General features: G+C 59.0%; 13 protein-coding genes and 2 pseudogenes. 8 read left to right on the forward strand and 7 right to left on the reverse strand.

Annotated elements, in window-relative coordinates; translation table 11 throughout:
• Window positions 1–29 precede the first annotated feature (29 nt).
• Entirely contained in the window at window positions 30–914 is an 885-nt protein-coding gene (locus BN1936_RS04265; protein ID WP_022443626.1) for a radical SAM protein, read from the reverse strand.
• A gap of 107 nt (window positions 915–1,021) precedes the next feature.
• Window positions 1,022–1,336: an ArsR/SmtB family transcription factor gene (locus tag BN1936_RS04270; RefSeq protein WP_049686935.1), complete on the reverse strand. Its 315-nt coding sequence runs from the start codon at window positions 1,334–1,336 to the stop codon at window positions 1,022–1,024.
• 200 nt (window positions 1,337–1,536) lie between these two features.
• Between BN1936_RS04270 and BN1936_RS04275 the strand changes: the two genes are divergently transcribed.
• Window positions 1,537–1,860: an immunity protein Imm33 domain-containing protein gene (locus BN1936_RS04275; RefSeq protein ID WP_022443628.1), complete on the forward strand. Its 324-nt coding sequence runs from the start codon at window positions 1,537–1,539 to the stop codon at window positions 1,858–1,860.
• 96 nt (window positions 1,861–1,956) lie between these two features.
• On the opposite strand, the gene BN1936_RS04280 is transcribed toward BN1936_RS04275, so the two are convergent.
• Window positions 1,957–3,159: a type III PLP-dependent enzyme domain-containing protein gene (locus BN1936_RS04280; RefSeq protein WP_049686732.1), complete on the reverse strand. Its 1,203-nt coding sequence runs from the start codon at window positions 3,157–3,159 to the stop codon at window positions 1,957–1,959.
• A gap of 226 nt (window positions 3,160–3,385) precedes the next feature.
• Here BN1936_RS04280 and BN1936_RS04285 point away from each other — a divergent pair, with 226 nt between their 5' ends.
• Complete coding sequence (locus tag BN1936_RS04285; RefSeq protein WP_022443631.1) at window positions 3,386–4,501, forward strand: M20 family metallopeptidase; 1,116 nt, start codon at window positions 3,386–3,388, stop codon at window positions 4,499–4,501.
• A 60-nt stretch (window positions 4,502–4,561) separates the two neighbouring features.
• Window positions 4,562–4,984, forward strand: a complete 423-nt coding sequence (locus BN1936_RS04290; RefSeq protein ID WP_022443632.1) for a hypothetical protein — start codon at window positions 4,562–4,564, stop codon at window positions 4,982–4,984.
• Window positions 4,985–5,034: 50 nt separating this feature from the next.
• Here BN1936_RS04290 and BN1936_RS04295 read toward each other — a convergent pair whose 3' ends face one another.
• A complete protein-coding gene (locus BN1936_RS04295; RefSeq protein ID WP_022443633.1) occupies window positions 5,035–5,265 on the reverse strand; it encodes a hypothetical protein in 231 nt (76 codons plus the stop codon).
• A 137-nt stretch (window positions 5,266–5,402) separates the two neighbouring features.
• Between BN1936_RS04295 and BN1936_RS04300 the strand changes: the two genes are divergently transcribed.
• A complete protein-coding gene (locus BN1936_RS04300; protein ID WP_022443634.1) occupies window positions 5,403–5,927 on the forward strand; it encodes a pyridoxamine 5'-phosphate oxidase family protein in 525 nt (174 codons plus the stop codon).
• A gap of 38 nt (window positions 5,928–5,965) precedes the next feature.
• A complete protein-coding gene (locus tag BN1936_RS04305; protein WP_049686733.1) occupies window positions 5,966–6,463 on the forward strand; it encodes a hypothetical protein in 498 nt (165 codons plus the stop codon).
• 186 nt (window positions 6,464–6,649) lie between these two features.
• Here BN1936_RS04305 and BN1936_RS04310 read toward each other — a convergent pair whose 3' ends face one another.
• On the reverse strand, window positions 6,650–8,164 hold the full coding sequence (locus BN1936_RS04310; protein ID WP_049686734.1) for an ammonia-forming cytochrome c nitrite reductase subunit c552: 1,515 nt from the start codon (window positions 8,162–8,164) through the stop codon (window positions 6,650–6,652).
• A 131-nt stretch (window positions 8,165–8,295) separates the two neighbouring features.
• Here BN1936_RS04310 and BN1936_RS04315 point away from each other — a divergent pair, with 131 nt between their 5' ends.
• Window positions 8,296–9,270, forward strand: coding sequence for a LysR family transcriptional regulator (locus tag BN1936_RS04315; protein ID WP_049686735.1), 975 nt, complete (start codon window positions 8,296–8,298; stop codon window positions 9,268–9,270).
• Between the two features lie 119 nt (window positions 9,271–9,389).
• On the opposite strand, the pseudogene BN1936_RS04320 reads toward BN1936_RS04315, so the two are convergent.
• Window positions 9,390–10,865: pseudogene (locus BN1936_RS04320) on the reverse strand (glutamate synthase subunit beta).
• Window positions 10,866–10,877: 12 nt separating this feature from the next.
• Window positions 10,878–15,574, reverse strand: a pseudogene (locus tag BN1936_RS04325) (glutamate synthase-related protein).
• A gap of 573 nt (window positions 15,575–16,147) precedes the next feature.
• On the opposite strand from BN1936_RS04325, the gene BN1936_RS04330 reads away from it, so the two are divergent.
• Window positions 16,148–16,435: a hypothetical protein gene (locus BN1936_RS04330; protein ID WP_049686736.1), complete on the forward strand. Its 288-nt coding sequence runs from the start codon at window positions 16,148–16,150 to the stop codon at window positions 16,433–16,435.
• An 84-nt stretch (window positions 16,436–16,519) separates the two neighbouring features.
• A complete protein-coding gene (locus tag BN1936_RS04335) occupies window positions 16,520–16,765 on the forward strand; it encodes a hypothetical protein (protein WP_049686737.1) in 246 nt (81 codons plus the stop codon).
• Window positions 16,766–16,844: the final 79 nt, after the last annotated feature.

Here is a 16,844-nt window from a genome sequence, read left to right on the forward strand (position 1 = left end):
CTTTCCTCACTGCCTAGTTGTTCCGGCTGTCAGACTGACCGCATGTAGTGACGGCGGCGGCTCATCGCTTTTTCCGCGTCGTCCGAGAAATTCGCAAGGAACTTATCGAGCTCGTTTAGGATCAGCGGTTTTTCAGTCGGCAGATCCACCGTGAAGTTCACGCTGCTCGCGGCGTTCTCTGAATTCACGGTGATCGGGATATTGACGTCCGCGATCAGCTCCCGCATTTCCTTAATGCGCTCTTTCTCGGTCGCCTCCTTGAACTTCCCCTCCATCATGTCGCGGTAGAGCGGCGTCCCAGGAAGCACGGAAACCGTGGTGAGGTACATGTAGTACGGGTGGATCTGATTGATGATTGCAGCGCTCTTCTTCGCGCTCGCTTCAAGCTTCCCCGCGCCGGCGAGACCGCCGAGGTAAATCATGCGGTAGTCAAGCCCCGCTTCATCGAGTTTCCGGCAGGCCTCGATGATTTCATCCGACTTATATCCCTTATCGACCGCTTCGAGCACCTCATCATCCCCGCTCTCGATTCCGATCACGAGGTCATCAAGGCCGCTTGCCTTGATCCGCCGGATATCGTCCACGGTTTTGTTTCTGAAATCCGTGATGATCGCGTAGGTGGAGAGTCGGGCTTCCGGGTAGTAGCGCTTAATGAGTTCCCACACCCGGATCTGCTTTTCCGTTGACATCACAAACGGGTTCCCGCCGTTTGCCCAGATCTTCCGGACGGTCGGGAGATACTGTTTCGCCTCTTGCAGGTCCGACTCGATATCCTCAAGTTTCGCCATCCGGAAGGGGACGCCCTCGTAGAAATTACAGAACCGGCAGCTGTTATGCGTGCAGCCCACCGTCACCTCAATAAAGAGACTGTCCGCGTCAGTCTGCGGTCTCACAATCGGTCCGCTGAAATGCATTTGGTATTTGCCTCTGTTGTTATTAAATAGATATATCGATAAATATCGATATAAAAGTAGCTTAAAAAAGGCCGGAAGCTTCGCTCCAGCCTCTCTTTGTCCGGGGATCAGATCCGGGTCGCGATGTAGTCCGCGAGTTTCCGGATGTTTTCCTCATTCCGCCGGTAGTACGTCCACTTCCCGTAGCGGCGCGATTCAAGCAATCCCGCCCGCTGCAGCATGTCGAGATAATGCGACACGGTGGACTGCGAAATCGCCGCTTTGTCGCAGATCGCCCCGACGCAGACGCTGTGATCAAAGGAGTCACCCTCAGGAATATGAATCCCCTGGGGCGGAAAATACTTTTCCGGCTCCTTCAGCCACATGAGAATCGCGAGCCTCGTGTCGTTCGCGAGCGCTTTGAAAATATCGACGGTATCCATGGCGAACATTATATCTACGTTTATCGATATGTCAATTAAATGAAAATGAACAACTTTGAAGAAATTTGTCTAAGTTGTTTAAAGGATTGACGAAAAATAGTGAATGTGATGAGATTACGGAATGGGGTTCGTCTGACACGGAAACTCTCCGATCCTGCCGCGCGAAGCCCTAATTTACTGACGGAACGGCAACAACACTTATGGCAAAAAGCACAGAAAGACCGTTTTCGAGCCTTCACCGGGGGCAGGGGTGTCTCGCGTCCGCCTCTGTACTCTCGGGGAAATCCAAGATTATTTTCTGCTTCCGCGAGGCTCCCGCCGGATCCTGGGACTCCGGATGGCGGTTCTCCTCAGCTGGGACCGCGCCGGACGACTTCTGGGGCGTAGAGGAGTTTGAAGCGTGTCTCCTCGACCTCGTTTTCAAAAAGGACCCGCGGGTCGCGGCGATCGCGTTCGCCCCGCCCTGCTCCACGTTTAAGCGCAACCCCGAAGGGTGGTTTGAACGGATGATCGTGAACCGCTGAGAAAAAAGCATTCTCTTAAAAAACCATCGCCGCCGGAGGGTGAACCTCGGGCGGCGGTTTTTGTTTCCGCGGGCGGGGGAAGCATCCCCCTGATCTTTACTTCCCTTCCCAGAGGAATTCCTGCGGCGCGGGGTGGCTCGAGAACCGCGTAGGCGAAAGCGTCGCCGCGTACGCGCCGGCGTTTGTGACCGCGACGAGGTCACCGACCTCTAGCGTCGGGAGCGTAATCCCTTCCGCGATCACGTCAACCGCCGTGCAGAGGTTTCCCGCGACCGTCACGGTTTCAGTGGTTCCCGCGGGGTGAGCGGGGAGCACCTCAATCCGGAATTCGTTCTTTGTGGTGTAGAAGGGCTCAAGCCCCGAGGCAGCGCCGTTCGCCGCAATCCGCTCCGCCATCGCGGCGAATCCCGGGCGGATGAAGCCATTCAGGCCGCTTGTGACCACGAGGTACGTGACACCGCGGGACGTTTTCTTGTCGACGACTCGCGCGTAATACGTCCCCGCGCGGCAGGTGGGAAAGCGCCCGGTTTCGATATAGAGGGCGGCTTTAAGTGTCTCGCGGTTTTTCGCGGCGATCCCGGCAAAGGATTTCGAGAGAACCGTGAGATCCACCGGCTTCTCCGCGTCGTCGTTATAGACCGTTCCGATGCCGCTTCCGAAGTTCACGAATTCGACCGTGATCCCGTAGTCCTTCGCGATCCGTTCCGCGAGATCAAAGCACTTCCGGTGGTAGTCCGCGATCAGTTCGGCGTCGAGCATCTGAGACTTCAGGTGAACGTGAATCCCCGTCATTTCCACGCTCTTCAGATTCCGGACGATCTGGAAGAGCCGCGGGAGCTGCTCCTCATCGATCCCGAATTTGGAGGGAGCCGGGGCCGCTCCCCCAATCCCAAACGCCGGATTCACGCGGATCCCGATTTTCTGGCGGACACCCGCCTTATCCGCGATCGCCGCGATCCGGCCGACCTCCCCGATGCTGTCCGCGATAAAGACGCAGAACCCGAGAGACGACCGGATATCGAAGTCTGTCTTCCCCGGAGCGGAGTAGAAGATCCGATCGAGCGGCACGCCGGCTCGGATCGATTTCTGCACTTCGTCAGACGACGCCGCGTCGCTTCCGAATCCCTCCCCCGCGATCGTCCGGACCACCGGGTCAAAGGGATTCGCTTTTACGGAGTAAAGAAACTGGACATCCGGGAGCGCGGCTTTGAGAAGCCCGCAGCGGCGGACAATTTCCTCTTTCTCATAAATGAAGCACGGGGCTTCGCGTCGGGCAAGGTCTTCTTTCGTGTCAGTCATCGAGTGGTTCTCCCGGTTCGGTGAAGAGTTGAAATTCTTGAGTTTTATCGTGTTGTACTGCGTGTCGGTTGTTGGAATCCAACCGTCCTATCAGTATACCGTGAGAAACGATCTGTCCAAACCGGCGGGGGTACCAAACTTCTGACTTTCCCCATCCGAATGCCACAGACTGTTCTTTCCCGGCTATAACTCCTTATCGGCTGTATTCATCAGAAAGGAACCGCGTATGGCGCTCGTCGAGGATTACATCAGGGATCTCAAGGAAATCACGTCGTTTGACTCCGGAAGCCGGAATACGGAAGGGGTCGCGAGAGCGGCCTCGATCATGAAGCGGCACTACGACTCGATCGGGTTCGCGACAAAATTTGTCGACCTCGGGTCGGCTGTCGGTCCCGGACTCTTCGCGACGAATAAACCGGACGCGGATCACTACGACATCCTCTTAAACGCGCACCTCGACACCGTGTTCCCGGACGGGACCGCGGCGAAGCGCCCCTTCCGGATTGAGGGAGACCGGATTTACGCTCCCGGCTGCATGGACTGCAAGGGAGGGGTTGTCGCGTTCTTCTACGCCCTGAAGACGCTGCCATCTGACGTGACGAACCGCCTCTCGATCGCGGTCGCCTGCAACCCGGATGAGGAGTCAGGGTCCGTTTATTCGCACGAGTGGCTTTCCAGTCTCGCCGCGCAGTGCGACCGGGCGCTTGTCGGTGAGCCAGGCCGCCCGGATGACTCCCTCATCCAGTCCCGGAAGGGAATCCGGGGGTACGTCGTGAAGTTCCACGGCAAAGCTTCTCACGCCGGGAACCACCCGGAGGAAGGGCGAGACGCGAATATCGCGCTCATGAAATTCACGCTGGAAGCGTACAAACTGAATGACCTCGCGCACGGAGTCTCTGTCTCCCCCACCGTCATGCAGGGTGGCTCGATTCGGAACGCGATTTCGGATGCCTCTGAGATCTATCTCGACACCCGGTTCCTGAGGGATCCCCAGATTGAGAAGCTGGACCGTGAACTCCGGGAACTCGTGTCTCGCACGTGGGTGGATGGGGTCACCGCTGAACTCACGATTGATCACGGGCGTCCGGCGATGCCGAAAACGGAAAAAACCGAAGAACTGATCCGTCTCGTGAACCAGGCCGCAAAAATGGCGGGGTTTGACGCCAAGTGGGTAGACGCCGGCGGCGGGTCAGACGCCGCCTATATGGCGGCTGCCGGGATTCCGGCGGTGGATGGCTGCGGCCCTGCTGGCGACGGCGCTCATTCCCCGAACGAATACCTCCGGATCGACACGATTGAGGAACGGATCTCGATGATCCGGAATGTTCTCACGCTTCTCTAGCTAGAATGGCGGGGCGGCTGGCTTTTGGTCGCGGTTTAATCACTCAATGGGAGGCGCGGCATGGGACTTTTTGATTTCTTGAAGGGCGGGAAGACGGAAGAGAAAGCACCTCCGGCCCCCGCTCCCGCGAAACCGAAAGAAAAGCATCATGCTCCTGAGCGCACCGCGGAATCCCTTCAGGCGGAACAGATGCGGCTGCTGCGCGGCACCGCGATTCTGAATGGCGAACGGCTAAAGACACTCCGCCCCGAGCGGATTACGGAGGATCTCCGTCGGATCGATAAAGCGCGCGGGCTCGCGGACTTTGAACTGAAGCTCGCGGAGAAAGAGTCTGAGAAGAAGCAGCTTGAGAAGTGGAAACTCGGACTCGGGCTTCTTGCCGGCATGTACCGCGTGCAGACCCGCGAGAATCAGGGCCGCGGGATGAAGAAACCGATCCCGAAAAAGTATTCCGGTGCGAAGAAAACGAATACCGGAAACTGATTTTTTCTGTCGGAGAAAAGCAGTTCTTCTTCAGAGACGGCGAATCGAGATTACGACCGGCCGTCTTTTTTCATGCGCTCAATCAGGTTTTTCAGATACGCCGGGAACTCCCGGTACGTGAGAACGCCGCAGACCGCGCCGACAATGAAGAACGTCACCGCGTCGTCCGCACTGGCGTCACCCGCGAGCAGCGCAAGTCCCTGCCAGGAGAGAAAGAAAACGAGGACGGACGCGAAAATCCGGATCGCCTCGAACGCCGCCGCTTTCAGTCCTTCATTCATATCTCGCTTTCCTCTTCTGACCGCCTCAAAGTGGCGATGATAAAAAACATGATTTCCCCGAATAATGGGAGTAAGGAACAGCCTCACCCGGGTAAAATGATCCGCAATCTCTCTCACTTACAGGCGAAAAAAACACCATGTCTGAAGAACAGAATAGCGCGACCAGCATCCACTGCCCCATCCGCCGCGTGGACCGGGCGCTCTCGGAAGAAGAAGCCTATGAAATCGTCCGCCGGACGCATGAAGCGTCGGTCGGCGTCGCGGACACCGACGGAACGCCTTACGTCTTCGCCGTCAACACCGCTCTGATTGAAGGCGCGATCTACTTCCACTGCGCGCATAACGCGGGCCGCAAAGAAGCGATCTTCAAGGTGAATCCGAAAGTCGCTCTCCTCTTTATCGGACGGAAGGAAATCGCCCAGAAAGAGTTTTCGACGAATTACGCGTCAGCTTCCGTTTACGGTCACCTCTCGATGGTGACGGATCCGGACGAGAAGAAGCGCATCATGCTGAAGTTCACGGAAATCACCGCGTCTGAAGCCGAAAACACCGAGGCCTATTACGAGAACGCGAAGAACGCGATCGACACCTGGAAAGTCACGATTGAGGTGATCCGCGGGAAAGCGCGTCACAAGGAACTGTATTTCGGAGAACAGGCGTAAGCTTTTCTGAAGAACACCTATTTTTAATGAGGTCCGCCATGAAAAGACGCCCCGTCCGACTGGTCTTCGCTTCTCTGATACTTGGCACCCTGCTCACCGCCTGCCAGATGGGCGGCGTGACGCTCGGGGGCGGCTACGCCGGATGCTTCGGCGGATCCTCTTCCGGAGGCGGCGGAATCGGCGTGAATTTCAACCTCGGTGATATCTTCGGCTGGAACCAGGCTAAGGGGGATATCGGAACGCTTTCCCGCCCTGGGACTGAGCTGAAGGACCTGAAAGTCTCGAGAACGGACGGCGCGGTGCAGGGAACGTATGACTACACGCTCACCGGGCTCGGATCCAACGCCGCGGACGCTCCGGCCCGGATCCAGGTCTCGATCCCCTGCGGCGGCAGCGTCTCAGACCCCGGTGCGCTTTCCTTCCCGATAGAGATTCCGCGAGGGATCTCGGTCCCGATTCAGTCGAAAGTGACCGGCGTCTCGAAGACCTGCACGCCGGACTACAAACGGGTCTCCATTACGAAAGGCGGCATCTGATTTTCTGAACCAGATGCGGATCAATTAAACAAAGGATGTGTATTGATTTACGCATCCTTTGTTTTTTAATGCGGCTGGGAAAGTCTTTATCTTCGGCTTAATCGTAAGAAAAAGGGGCGGCACCGTTTTCAGGCACCGCCCCTCCCTTCAGAGATCACCCCCTGGAGTCTCTCTGACCTTTTCCCGTCAGCCCTTCACCGGCTTACGGCATTCACGCGTGTACCAGGTTTCCACGGCATCCGGCGCGACGTAATTCTTGTCATAGGTACCGTTCTTCTTCGAGGGGACCACCCAGCGGGCGGAGTCCACTTCGATCGAGCGGCACTTGGCCTTGGTCGCGGCAGCCCGGTTCGGAAGCTTGAGGAGCGCCATTGCCTGCTCTTTGGTGTCGAATTTCGGCGCGACGTAGTTCGCGGCACCGTGCTTCGCGAGGATCTTCCGCAGCTGGACGCGGGCCTCTTCCGCGTAGCGGATCGAGTTCGCGAATTCCCCGAGCGTTTCCTGAGGATTATGGAAGTAGGCACCGCGGTTCAGCGAATTGAAGCGCCAGTAGGACGCGCGGATATTCTGAAGCACGGGCTTCATTTCTTTCTCAGTCGCCCCCACCTCCCAGGCTTTGCCGGCTTCCAGGTGCGCCTTCGCGAGCAGCGTCCCGGACTTCCAGCGGAGATCCTCCGCCCGGTCCTTCATCTGCTTCACGATCGCCTGATACTTCGCTTCATCCTTCACGCTGTGGCAGCTGCCGCAGGAATCCTTGAAGGTATTCATCGGATTCCCGATATTGTGGTTCGTGTAAACCGTGCCGTCCTTCGCCTTCACTTTCGGCATATGGCAGCTCGAGCAGGAAAGGCCCATCTTGCCGTGGATACCGGTCTTGAAGAGCTCATAGTCCGGATGAATGCTCCAGATGATCGGGGTCTTCGAGATCGGGTGGATCAGTTCAGCAAACGGTTTCCCATCCGGGAAATTCTTTCCGTCATTCAGGAACGCTTCCTGCTCAGCAAGCGAGAAGCCATTCTTCCAGGCGGTCTTACCCACGGTCGCGGTGCGGATCTTTCCGGTCTTATCCTTCCACTTCTCTTCCACCGTATACCCCGTGTAGTGGCACTGCGCGCAGACAAGGCTCTTCTGCTCCGCCGCGCCGGCCTTTTCAAAAGTGGGTTTTCCGGCCTTCGTGAGCATCTTGTCAAGGAACGAATGCGAGACCTTGAGCTTCATGCTTTCCGGGTCATGGCAGTTGATGCATCCGACGGAATGGACTCCCATGTAGGCGAAGTGAGAGAGGTTATTCGACTGCAGCTCACGCTCACCCTCTTTCCGGATCACCTCAGGTCCGATCGAGCTGTGGCATACATTGCAGCGGGCCGTGGTCGCCTCATTCTTTTTTCCGTTGGGGATGCCGGAATCCGGAATCGTCGCCACATCAACCCAGGCATAGTAGTGGCCTCTCAGACCGAGAAGACGGGGACCGGTATCGCCGCCCGTTCCGGCGCGCAGAATCGCGAGGAACGGATACTTCGCGATGTAATCCTCCGTTTTCGAGTCGTTTTTCGACGCGATCCAGCTCTGATACTGAAGCGGAAAAACCTTTTCGAAATTGGAACTGTTATAAGGCTGCGGAACGATGTCCTTCGCCTGGATCGCCGTCTGACAGAGCACGGCGGCCGAGAGCACGCAGACGGCTGCTGAGAGTTTCCTCATTTTTATTCTCCTTTGGTTGCGTTATGAGGTCTGTCACCATGATGCGAAAAAGGCGAAAAAATTGACAGGCGGAATGATCCATTTAAACTTGATGAAAATATCAACTTAATCACGAACTGAATCGCGTTTATATGAAACGGTCTGAGAATATCGGCGTCTGGAAACTGGTCTGCGCGTACGCGAAAGCGGGGAGCCTCAAAGCGGCCTCTGACGCGATGGAGCTGGATCCGGCCGCCGCGTCCCGCCTGATTTCGGAGCTGGAGACAGAACTCGGTGTCGCGCTGATTGACCGAAGCCGGAAACCCGCGGTGCCGACCAAGGCGCTCACGGCGATCCTCCCTTACGCCCGGCGGATCGTGAAGGCAGAGCGCAGCATTCTCTCGCTCACCCGGGATCGGAAAAGGACGCCGGTTTCAGGACGCGTGATCCGGGTGAGTGTCCCGTCCAATATGAGCCGCAGCTCCTTTCTTGATCCGGTCGCGCGGTTCGCGGAGAAGCATGACGGGCTCCGGGTGGAATTTGTGTCAGGCGCTGGAATGGAGTGGCTGAGGGTCGGAGAGGTGGATCTCGCGATCCTCTCCTACCGCCCGGAAGAGAGTGATCTGCTCGCGCTCTCGCTTAAGAAAAACGTGCCGCTGATTCTCGCGACCTCTCACTATCTCGAGCTTCACGGAACCCCTGAGACGCCGGAAGATCTGAAGCGCCACACACTCATCATGCAGAGCCGCTCAGACATTCATACAGATCGCCCGGAATATCTCTATAAGGGCGACAGCGCCTTTTATATCGGCGACATGAAGCATGTGATTTATGGGGACGGCGCCACGCGGCGCACCGCGCTCGCGATGAGCCGCGGGATCGCGCTTGATATCGACTGCGCGCTGGTGCCCACTGAGCTCGCCTCCGGCATCTTCGTTCCGGTGCTCCCCGGCTGGCACCGAAAGCCCTGGGATAATCACATCTGTGTGCTGAGACGGAACGCGGATGACCGGCTGCTCCGGGAACTGATGTCCGTGATCCGAAAGTCCTTCTATACCCACCTCGTCGATTCCTGGAAGTACTGGTACCGGCACTTTGGGTTCCCGATCGAGGATGTCAGGCTATGAAGTCAGCACGGCGATCCTTTTTAAGGCACGTGAAGGGGGTCGCGTTTCTGAGTTGAAAAAAGGGACGGCACCGTTTCCGGCACCGCCCCTCTTCTCTCTCCTCTAAACCGGAGCTGCTGTTACTTCGCGAACACTGTGAGCGCCGTGCGGCCCATGAGCCAAGCGTCCACCGCCGCGGCGCACTGACGGCCGTCGCTCGTCGCGGTCACGATGAGAGACTGACCGCGGCGCGCGTCACCGCAGGCAAAGACCTTTTCGCGGCTCGTGAAGTACGGGCGATCGGTCTTCGCGTTTCCGCGGGTGTCCTTTTCAACCCCAAAGGCGTCGAGCACGGTGGAGGACGGGTGCAGGAACCCCAACGCGAGGTACACACGCTGGACCGGGATCTCAAACTCAGTCCCCGGAATGTCCTGGAAGCGGAGCCGGCCATCCGGACCGCGGTCAACCTTCACCTTCACGCAGCGGATCGCGGTCACTTCGCCCTTCTTATCCTTCACGATTTCCTTCGTCGACACCTGGAAAAGCTTTTCGCAGCCTTCCTCATGCGACGTGGAAATACGCATCTTGCGGGGCCAGTTGGGCCAGGTTTCCGCCTTGTTTTCGTGCTCCGGAGGTTCGGAACCGACGTCAATCAGGTAGACCTTGCCGGCCCCCTGACGGCGGACCGTGCCGACGCAGTCGCTTCCCGTGTCGCCGCCGCCGATGATAGCGACATCGCAGCCCTTTGCCGAGATCGGAGCCTTCTTCACCGCGCCTGAATCCTCGCGGTTCTGGCCGATCAGGGGGTCAAGCGCGAAATTCACGCCCTTCGCGTCGCGGCCCGGGACCTTGAGGTCACGGGGAGCCTCGGAGCCGAGCGCGAGAACCACGGCGTCGTAGTCACGGATCACGTCTTCCGCGGGGATTACTTTCTTCGCGAAGGAGTGAACGCCTTCGTCAAACTTATCGGTACCGACCGCGGTGCCGAGCTCAAAGGTGACACCTTCCGCCTTCATTTGCTCCAGACGCCTGTCAATCAGCGGCTTCTCGAGCTTGAAATCCGGAATGCCGAGCGCCATGAGACCGCCCGCGCGGTCATTCTTCTCAAAGACCGTGACGAGGTGACCTTCACGCGCGAGCTGCTGCGCGCAGGCGAGCCCTGAGGGGCCGGAGCCGATCACCGCGACCTTCTTACCGGTGCGGATGAGCGGGACTTCCGGCTTCACCCAGCCGGACTTCCAGGCGCGGTCGATGATGGAACGCTCAATCGTCTGAATGCCGACCGCGGAGTCCTCGATCAGGTACTGCGTGCAGCCCGCCTCGCAGAGGCACGGGCAGATGCGGCTCGTGACCTCAGGGAAGTTATTCGTCGCGTACAGTCACTCCCAGGCATCACGCCACTTCCCCTCGCGGACCAGACGGTTCCAGTCCACGGGGCGGTTGTGGAGCGGGCAGGAAGAGGAACAGTACGGTGTCCCGCAGTGGAGACAGCGAAGCGCCTGCTCATGGATCTCTTCCGCGGTGAGCGGGGTCTTGAACTCATGGAAGTGCTTCACGCGTTCTTCCACGGATTCATGGTGAAACTCAATGCGGTGAAGTTTCTTTTCGGTTGTCATCACGTTTTCTCTTTACTTCACCGCCGCGTGAGCAGCCTTCGCCTTTTCGGCCTTCGCCTGCAGAGCCGCCCGGTACTGGAGCGGGAACACCTTCACGAACCGCGTGCGGGAGCTCTCCCAGTGCGTGAGGAGATGCTGCGCGAGCGCGGAACCGGTGTAGTCCGCGTGCTTCTGGATGAGGCCCTTGAGGATCTCTTCATCCGTCCGTCCCAGGTGCCAGGACTCGGGGTCAGAAGTCCTGCGCTGATCATCCGACCCTTCAACCCGTTCGAGCGCGACCATCGAGGTGTTGCAGTGGCTTTCAAAGTCGCCGTCCGTGTCAAGCACATAAGCGACACCGCCAGACATACCGGAGGCAAAGTTGCGCCCGGTCTTCCCAAGCACCACCGCGGTGCCGCCCGTCATGTATTCGCAGCCGTGGTCACCGGTACCTTCAACCACCGCGGAAGCGCCCGAGAGACGCACGGCGAATCGTTCACCGACGACACCGTTGAAATACGCTTCGCCGCTTGTCGCGCCGTAGAGCGTCGTGTTCCCGGCAATGATGTTGTGGGTCCGGTCGCCGTGGAACTCGCCCGGAGCCCGGATGATGATCACACCGCCAGACAAGCCCTTGCCGACATAGTCATTCGCGTCACCCGCGAGGTCGAGCGTCATGCCGTTCACGGCGAACGCGCCAAACGACTGTCCCGCGTGACCCGCGAGCTCGATATGGATGGTGTCGTCCGGCAAGCCCTTCGAACCAAACTTCTCGACCACAGCGTGCGCGATCATGGTGCCTGCCGTACGGTCAATATTTCGGATCTGAGTCTTCACTTCGGTCCGGACGCCCTTCTCGAGCGCGAGCTTCAGTTCGGGGAGGAGCTTCGTGTCAAGCGACTTCTCGAGGTGATGGTTCTGAGCCGTGTGGTGGCTGCGTTCCATCGAATCCGCCTTCGGCTGATAGAGGACGCGGGAAAGATCAATCCCGTCCGCCTTCCAGTTGTTGACGTCCGCTTCCTGTTCGAGGAGGTCCGAGAGGCCAATCAGGTCCTCAAACTTCCGGATCCCGAGGCTCGCCATAATCTGGCGGACTTCCTCAGCGACGAAGAAGAGGTAGTTCACGACATGACCGGGGTTCCCGTGGAAACGCTTACGGAGTTCCGGATCCTGAGTCGCGATGCCGACCGGGCACGTGTTCAGGTGGCACTGACGCATCATGAGGCAGCCTTCAACGACGAGCGGAGCCGTCGCGAAACCGAACTCATCGGCACCGAGCATCGCGCCGATCACCACGTCGCGGCCCGTCTTGATCTGGCCGTCCACCTGGACCGTCACGCGGTCACGGAGGTGGTTAAGCACGAGGGTCTGCTGGGTCTCAGAGAGACCGAGCTCCCAGGCGCTGCCGGTGTGCTTCACTGACGACACCGGGCTCGCGCCGGTACCACCATCGTGACCCGAGATCACGATGTGGTCGGCCTTTGCCTTGGCGACACCAGCCGCCACGGTGCCGACACCGGTTTCAGAGACGAGCTTCACCGAGATGTCCGCGTGGTCATTCGCGCACTTCAGATCGTGGATCAGCTGCGCGAGATCCTCGATCGAGTAAATATCGTGGTGCGGAGGCGGCGAAATAAGGCCGACACCCCGAACCGAGTAACGGAGTTCCGCGATGTACGGGGACACCTTGTGCCCCGGGAGCTGACCGCCTTCACCCGGCTTCGCGCCCTGCGCCATCTTGATCTGGATCTGATCGGCGGACGCGAGGTAGCCTTCCGTGACGCCGAAACGGCCGGAGGCGACCTGCTTGATCTTCGAGCGGAGGCTGTCGCCCTTCTTAAGCTTCACCTCAGCCATCACGCGGTCCGACCCGATCACGGACGCGAGCGTGTCGCCATCCTTCACGGGGGAGTGACCGAGGCGCATTTCTTCTTCGTAACGCCGCGGATCCTCACCGCCTTCACCGGTGTTCGACTTGCCGCCGATACGGTTCATGGCGACAGCGAGCGTCGCGTGGGCTTCAACCGAAATCGCGCCGATCGACATCGCGCCCGCGGCGAAGCGGCGCACGATCTGGGCCGCCGGTTCCACTTCTTCCAGCGGCACCGGGGTCGCCCCGGCGGTCTTGAACTTCAGGAGGCCGCGGAGCGTCATCTGACGCTTCGACTGATCGTTGATGATCTTCGCGTATTCCTGATACGTCTTGAAGCTGTTGTCGCGCGTGGATCGCTGCAGCTTCACGATCGCTTCAGGGGTCCACATATGCTCTTCGCCGTCGGCGCGCCAGGCGTATTCGCCGCCGGTCGGGAGCTCACCCTGCATCGAGGGATTGATGCCGTAGGCCGCACGGTGGCGGTTCACGGCTTCCTGCATGACTTCGAAGAGCCCGATACCTTCGACACGGGTGGGCGTGCCCCAGAAGTAACGCTTCACGAAGTCGGTCTTGAGGCCAATCGCCTCAAAGATCCTCGCGCCGCGGTAGCTCATCAGGGTCGAAATACCCATCTTCGCCATCACCTTCGTGAGGCCCTTGCCGATCGCCTTCACGTAGTTCGCAACAGCGGTTTCTTCAGTGAGGCCGCGCTTCGGGGCGAGCGAGCGGAGGGTCGCGAGGGCGATATACGGGCACACCGCTTCCGCGCCGTAACCCATGAGGAGCGCGAAGTGCTGCGTCTCGATCACGGAACCGGACTCAACAACGAGGCCGACGTCAGTACGGACGCCTTCAGAGATGAGGTGCTGGTGCAGGGCGGAGGTCGCGAGGAGCACCGGAATCGCCACACGGTCGCGCGACACGGCGCGGTCCGTGATGATCAGGATGTTGTAGCCGCCCTTCACGGCATCCACGGCTTGAGCGCACAAGGACGCAATCTGGGCCTCAACACCCTCGCTCCCCCAGTTCACGGGGTACGTGATATCGAGTTCACGGCTCCGGAACTTGCCGTCCGTAAACGCCGCGATGTGGTGCAGCTTCGCCATATCGCGTTCAGTGAGGATCGGCTGCATCACTTCCAGACGCCGGGGCGGATTGACGTTATTCACGTCAAGGAGATTCGGCTTCGGACCGATAAAGGAAATGAGGCTCGTCACGAGCTCCTCACGGATCGGGTCGATCGGAGGATTCGTCACCTGAGCGAAGAGCTGCTTAAAGTAATTGAAGAAAGGCCTATCTTTCTTTGACAGAACCGGAAGCGAGACGTCGTTCCCCATGGAGCCGATCGGCTCCATCGCCTTCTCCATCATCGGACCGAGGATGACATCGATATCTTCCTGCGTCATCCCGAACGCCTTCTGGAGTTCGAAGAGGCGGCCGGAGGACACCGCGAACGGCACGGGGTTCACGTCCGGGCTCTGGAGGTCAGAAAGACGGAGATTCAGGTGCTCCACCCACTCGCGGTAGGGCTTTGCGAGAGAGACCTGGTTCTTGATTTCGGTATCCGGAATGATGCGGCCCTGAACGGTGTCGATCAGCAGCATCTTCCCCGGCTCCACACGCCACTTGCGGCGGATGCGGCCTTCCGGGATCAGGAGCACGCCCATTTCGGACGCGAGAATGACGGTGTCGTCATCCGTTTCGACATAACGCGCCGGGCGGAGACCGTTACGGTCAAGCGTCGCGCCGATCTGCACGCCGTCCGTGAAGACGATCGCGGCGGGGCCGTCCCAGGCTTCCATCATCGGGGCGTTGTAGGCGTAGAACGCCTGTCGGTCGGCGTCCATCGTACGGGCCTTTTCCCAGGCTTCGGGGACCAGCATCATCATGGACTGCGCGAGCGAGTAGCCGCTCATCACGAGGACTTCGAGGGCGTTATCGAGGCTCGCCGTGTCGCTCTGACCTTCGTAGATCAGCGGGGCGAGTTTCTTCACGTCGTCCCCCAGCACCGGAGACTCCCAGGTCGCCTCTCGCGCCCGGATCCAGTTGTATTCCCCTTCTCCGTGTTGATTTCGCCGTTGTGGGCGATATAGCGGTAGGGGTGGGCGAGCGCCCAGGCGGGGAAGGTGTTCGTGGAGAATCGCTGATGCACCACCGCGATCGCGGAGGTGGCCTCGGGGGCCTGGAGGTCGAGGTAATACTTACCGACCTGATCCGCGAGGAGGAGACCCTTATAGACCACGGTGCGGGTGCTCATCGAGGGGACGAAGTATTCGTTCCCGTGCTTCAGGTTCAGCGCCTTGATTCGGTGCGAGGCTTCCTTACGGATGACGTAGAGTTTCCGCTCCAGGGCATCCTGCACCATCACGTCCGGGCCGCGGCCGATGAAGATCTGGCGGATCACCGGGGCGGCTGCCCGCACGGTGTCACTCATCTTCATATGGTGGTCGACCGGGACATCGCGCCAGCCGAGAACGACCTGGCCCTCCGCCTTCACGACACGCTCAAGCTCCGCCTCGCACGCCGCGCGGCTCGCGGGCTCCTGCGGGAGGAAGATCATGCCGACACCGTAGTCCCCCGGAGGCGGGAGCGAGATGCCCTGCTTCGCGAGTTCCTTTCGGTAGTAGCTATCGGGGATCTGAATCAGAATACCGGCACCGTCGCCGCAGAGGGGGTCAGCCCCGACCGCGCCGCGGTGATCCAGGTTATGCAGGATGAGGAGCGCGTCCTCAATCACCTTATGAGAGACACGGCCCTTGATATTCGCGACGAAACCGACGCCGCAGGCGTCGTGCTCTGCCTGCGGTGTGTACAGTCCGTGCTGGGCGGCATCTTTCCGCGCTTCTTCCAAAGTCATTTGAGGCATGACTGGAGTCTCCCTAAAGATTTTCTTTTTTTATGTGAGAAAGCTTGGGGCACATTCTTTTACCTGTGCGGTGCACGGGGTTCTTTTGAAGTGCGTGTTTGAAAATAATGCGTCTATAAAAGGTGTCTTTTCAATTGAAAACGGGGCTTTTTCTCGAGTTACCCATATATAGGCTATGGTGAATTATCTATAGCTGGCGGTATGTCTTAAGCAGAATCTTTTAGAGAACTACGACATACCACTCACCCCGGTATCACACCCGCCCTATTTTTTCCCGTATACAAAAAATCCCGGATTCAGATATAACAAACCCGTTTTCCCGGCCTTTCAGGGTACAGCCATATCTGGTGTAAACCCCCATGAATAAAGGCGTCAGGCGAAAACCCTTGGGTGTAACTCCCAGTGGGGGGAGAGTGTTTCTCCCAAGCTTTTTTTTCACGGCGGCGCTTATATTTCACTCCATCCAGAAACGCTGATGTGAGTCATCAAGACGCCTGGCTCCCGAGCCCTGCTGAAACCAGGGATGGGAATAGGAAATTCCTTTTTGGAGCTTCTCGAAAAATCATGAAGAAGACTTTTGCTGCTGTGGCTCTCGCCGCTGCTCTCGCGTTCTCTGCTTCCTCTTTCGCCGCCCCGGTCCCCGCTGCTTCCCAGCCCGCCGGCACCCAGGCGACCGAGAAGGCTCCCGCTCCTGCTGCCAAGGCTGCTCCGAAGGCTAAGGCTAAGGCCGTGAAGAAGGCTCACCACAAGGCTGTGAAGAAGGCCGTGAAGCACGCGAAGAAGCATGCCCCCAAGGCTCCGAAGGCTGCTCCTGCTCCGGAAGCCGCTCCGGCTCCCGCGCCGATGAAGTAATTCATCTGAATTCAGTTCGCTGATTTCACCCGCCCTCCCGAGGCTAAGTCCCGGGAGGGCGTTAACACATAAAGGGTTCTCATCATGATGAAGAAGACGTTTGCCGCAGCCGCGATCGCAGCCGCTCTCGCTTTTCCCGCTTCCGCTTTCGCGGCCCCTGGTCCTGAAGGCCAGCCGCCCGCGCCGGGTCCTCAGATGGATCAGAAAGCGCCGCCCGCTCCGAAGGCTCAGCCGAAGCACTTGAAGAAGGCCCCGCACCGCGCGGCTCTGCGTCACGCGAAGAAGGCTCCGAAGCCGATGCCGGCCCGCAGCCCGCTCCGGCTCCGATGAAGTAAAACCGCGGGAGGAGCATTTCAGCCCCTCCACCGTGAAAGGGGTGTCTCATATTAGAGACACCCCTTTTTTTGAC

This window comes from Dakarella massiliensis, assembly GCF_001182045.1.
Classification (GTDB): Bacteria; Pseudomonadota; Gammaproteobacteria; order Burkholderiales; family Burkholderiaceae_F; genus Mesosutterella; species Mesosutterella massiliensis.

What these genes read in the sequence shown, in the direction of transcription:
- BN1936_RS04285 (WP_022443631.1), top strand. Translation starts at nt 3,386, where the DNA reads ATGGCGCTCGTCGAGGATTACATCAGGGATCTCAAGGAAATCACGTCG.
- BN1936_RS04335 (WP_049686737.1), top strand. Translation starts at nt 16,520, where the DNA reads ATGATGAAGAAGACGTTTGCCGCAGCCGCGATCGCAGCCGCTCTCGCT.
- BN1936_RS04330 (WP_049686736.1), top strand. Translation starts at nt 16,148, where the DNA reads ATGAAGAAGACTTTTGCTGCTGTGGCTCTCGCCGCTGCTCTCGCGTTC.
- BN1936_RS04315 (WP_049686735.1), top strand. Translation starts at nt 8,296, where the DNA reads ATGAAACGGTCTGAGAATATCGGCGTCTGGAAACTGGTCTGCGCGTAC.
- BN1936_RS04295 (WP_022443633.1), bottom strand. Translation starts at nt 5,265, where the DNA reads ATGAATGAAGGACTGAAAGCGGCGGCGTTCGAGGCGATCCGGATTTTC.
- BN1936_RS04265 (WP_022443626.1), bottom strand. Translation starts at nt 914, where the DNA reads ATGCATTTCAGCGGACCGATTGTGAGACCGCAGACTGACGCGGACAGT.
- BN1936_RS04270 (WP_049686935.1), bottom strand. Translation starts at nt 1,336, where the DNA reads ATGGATACCGTCGATATTTTCAAAGCGCTCGCGAACGACACGAGGCTC.
- BN1936_RS04300 (WP_022443634.1), top strand. Translation starts at nt 5,403, where the DNA reads ATGTCTGAAGAACAGAATAGCGCGACCAGCATCCACTGCCCCATCCGC.
- BN1936_RS04290 (WP_022443632.1), top strand. Translation starts at nt 4,562, where the DNA reads ATGGGACTTTTTGATTTCTTGAAGGGCGGGAAGACGGAAGAGAAAGCA.
- BN1936_RS04280 (WP_049686732.1), bottom strand. Translation starts at nt 3,159, where the DNA reads ATGACTGACACGAAAGAAGACCTTGCCCGACGCGAAGCCCCGTGCTTC.
- BN1936_RS04310 (WP_049686734.1), bottom strand. Translation starts at nt 8,164, where the DNA reads ATGAGGAAACTCTCAGCAGCCGTCTGCGTGCTCTCGGCCGCCGTGCTC.
- BN1936_RS04275 (WP_022443628.1), top strand. Translation starts at nt 1,537, where the DNA reads ATGGCAAAAAGCACAGAAAGACCGTTTTCGAGCCTTCACCGGGGGCAG.
- BN1936_RS04305 (WP_049686733.1), top strand. Translation starts at nt 5,966, where the DNA reads ATGAAAAGACGCCCCGTCCGACTGGTCTTCGCTTCTCTGATACTTGGC.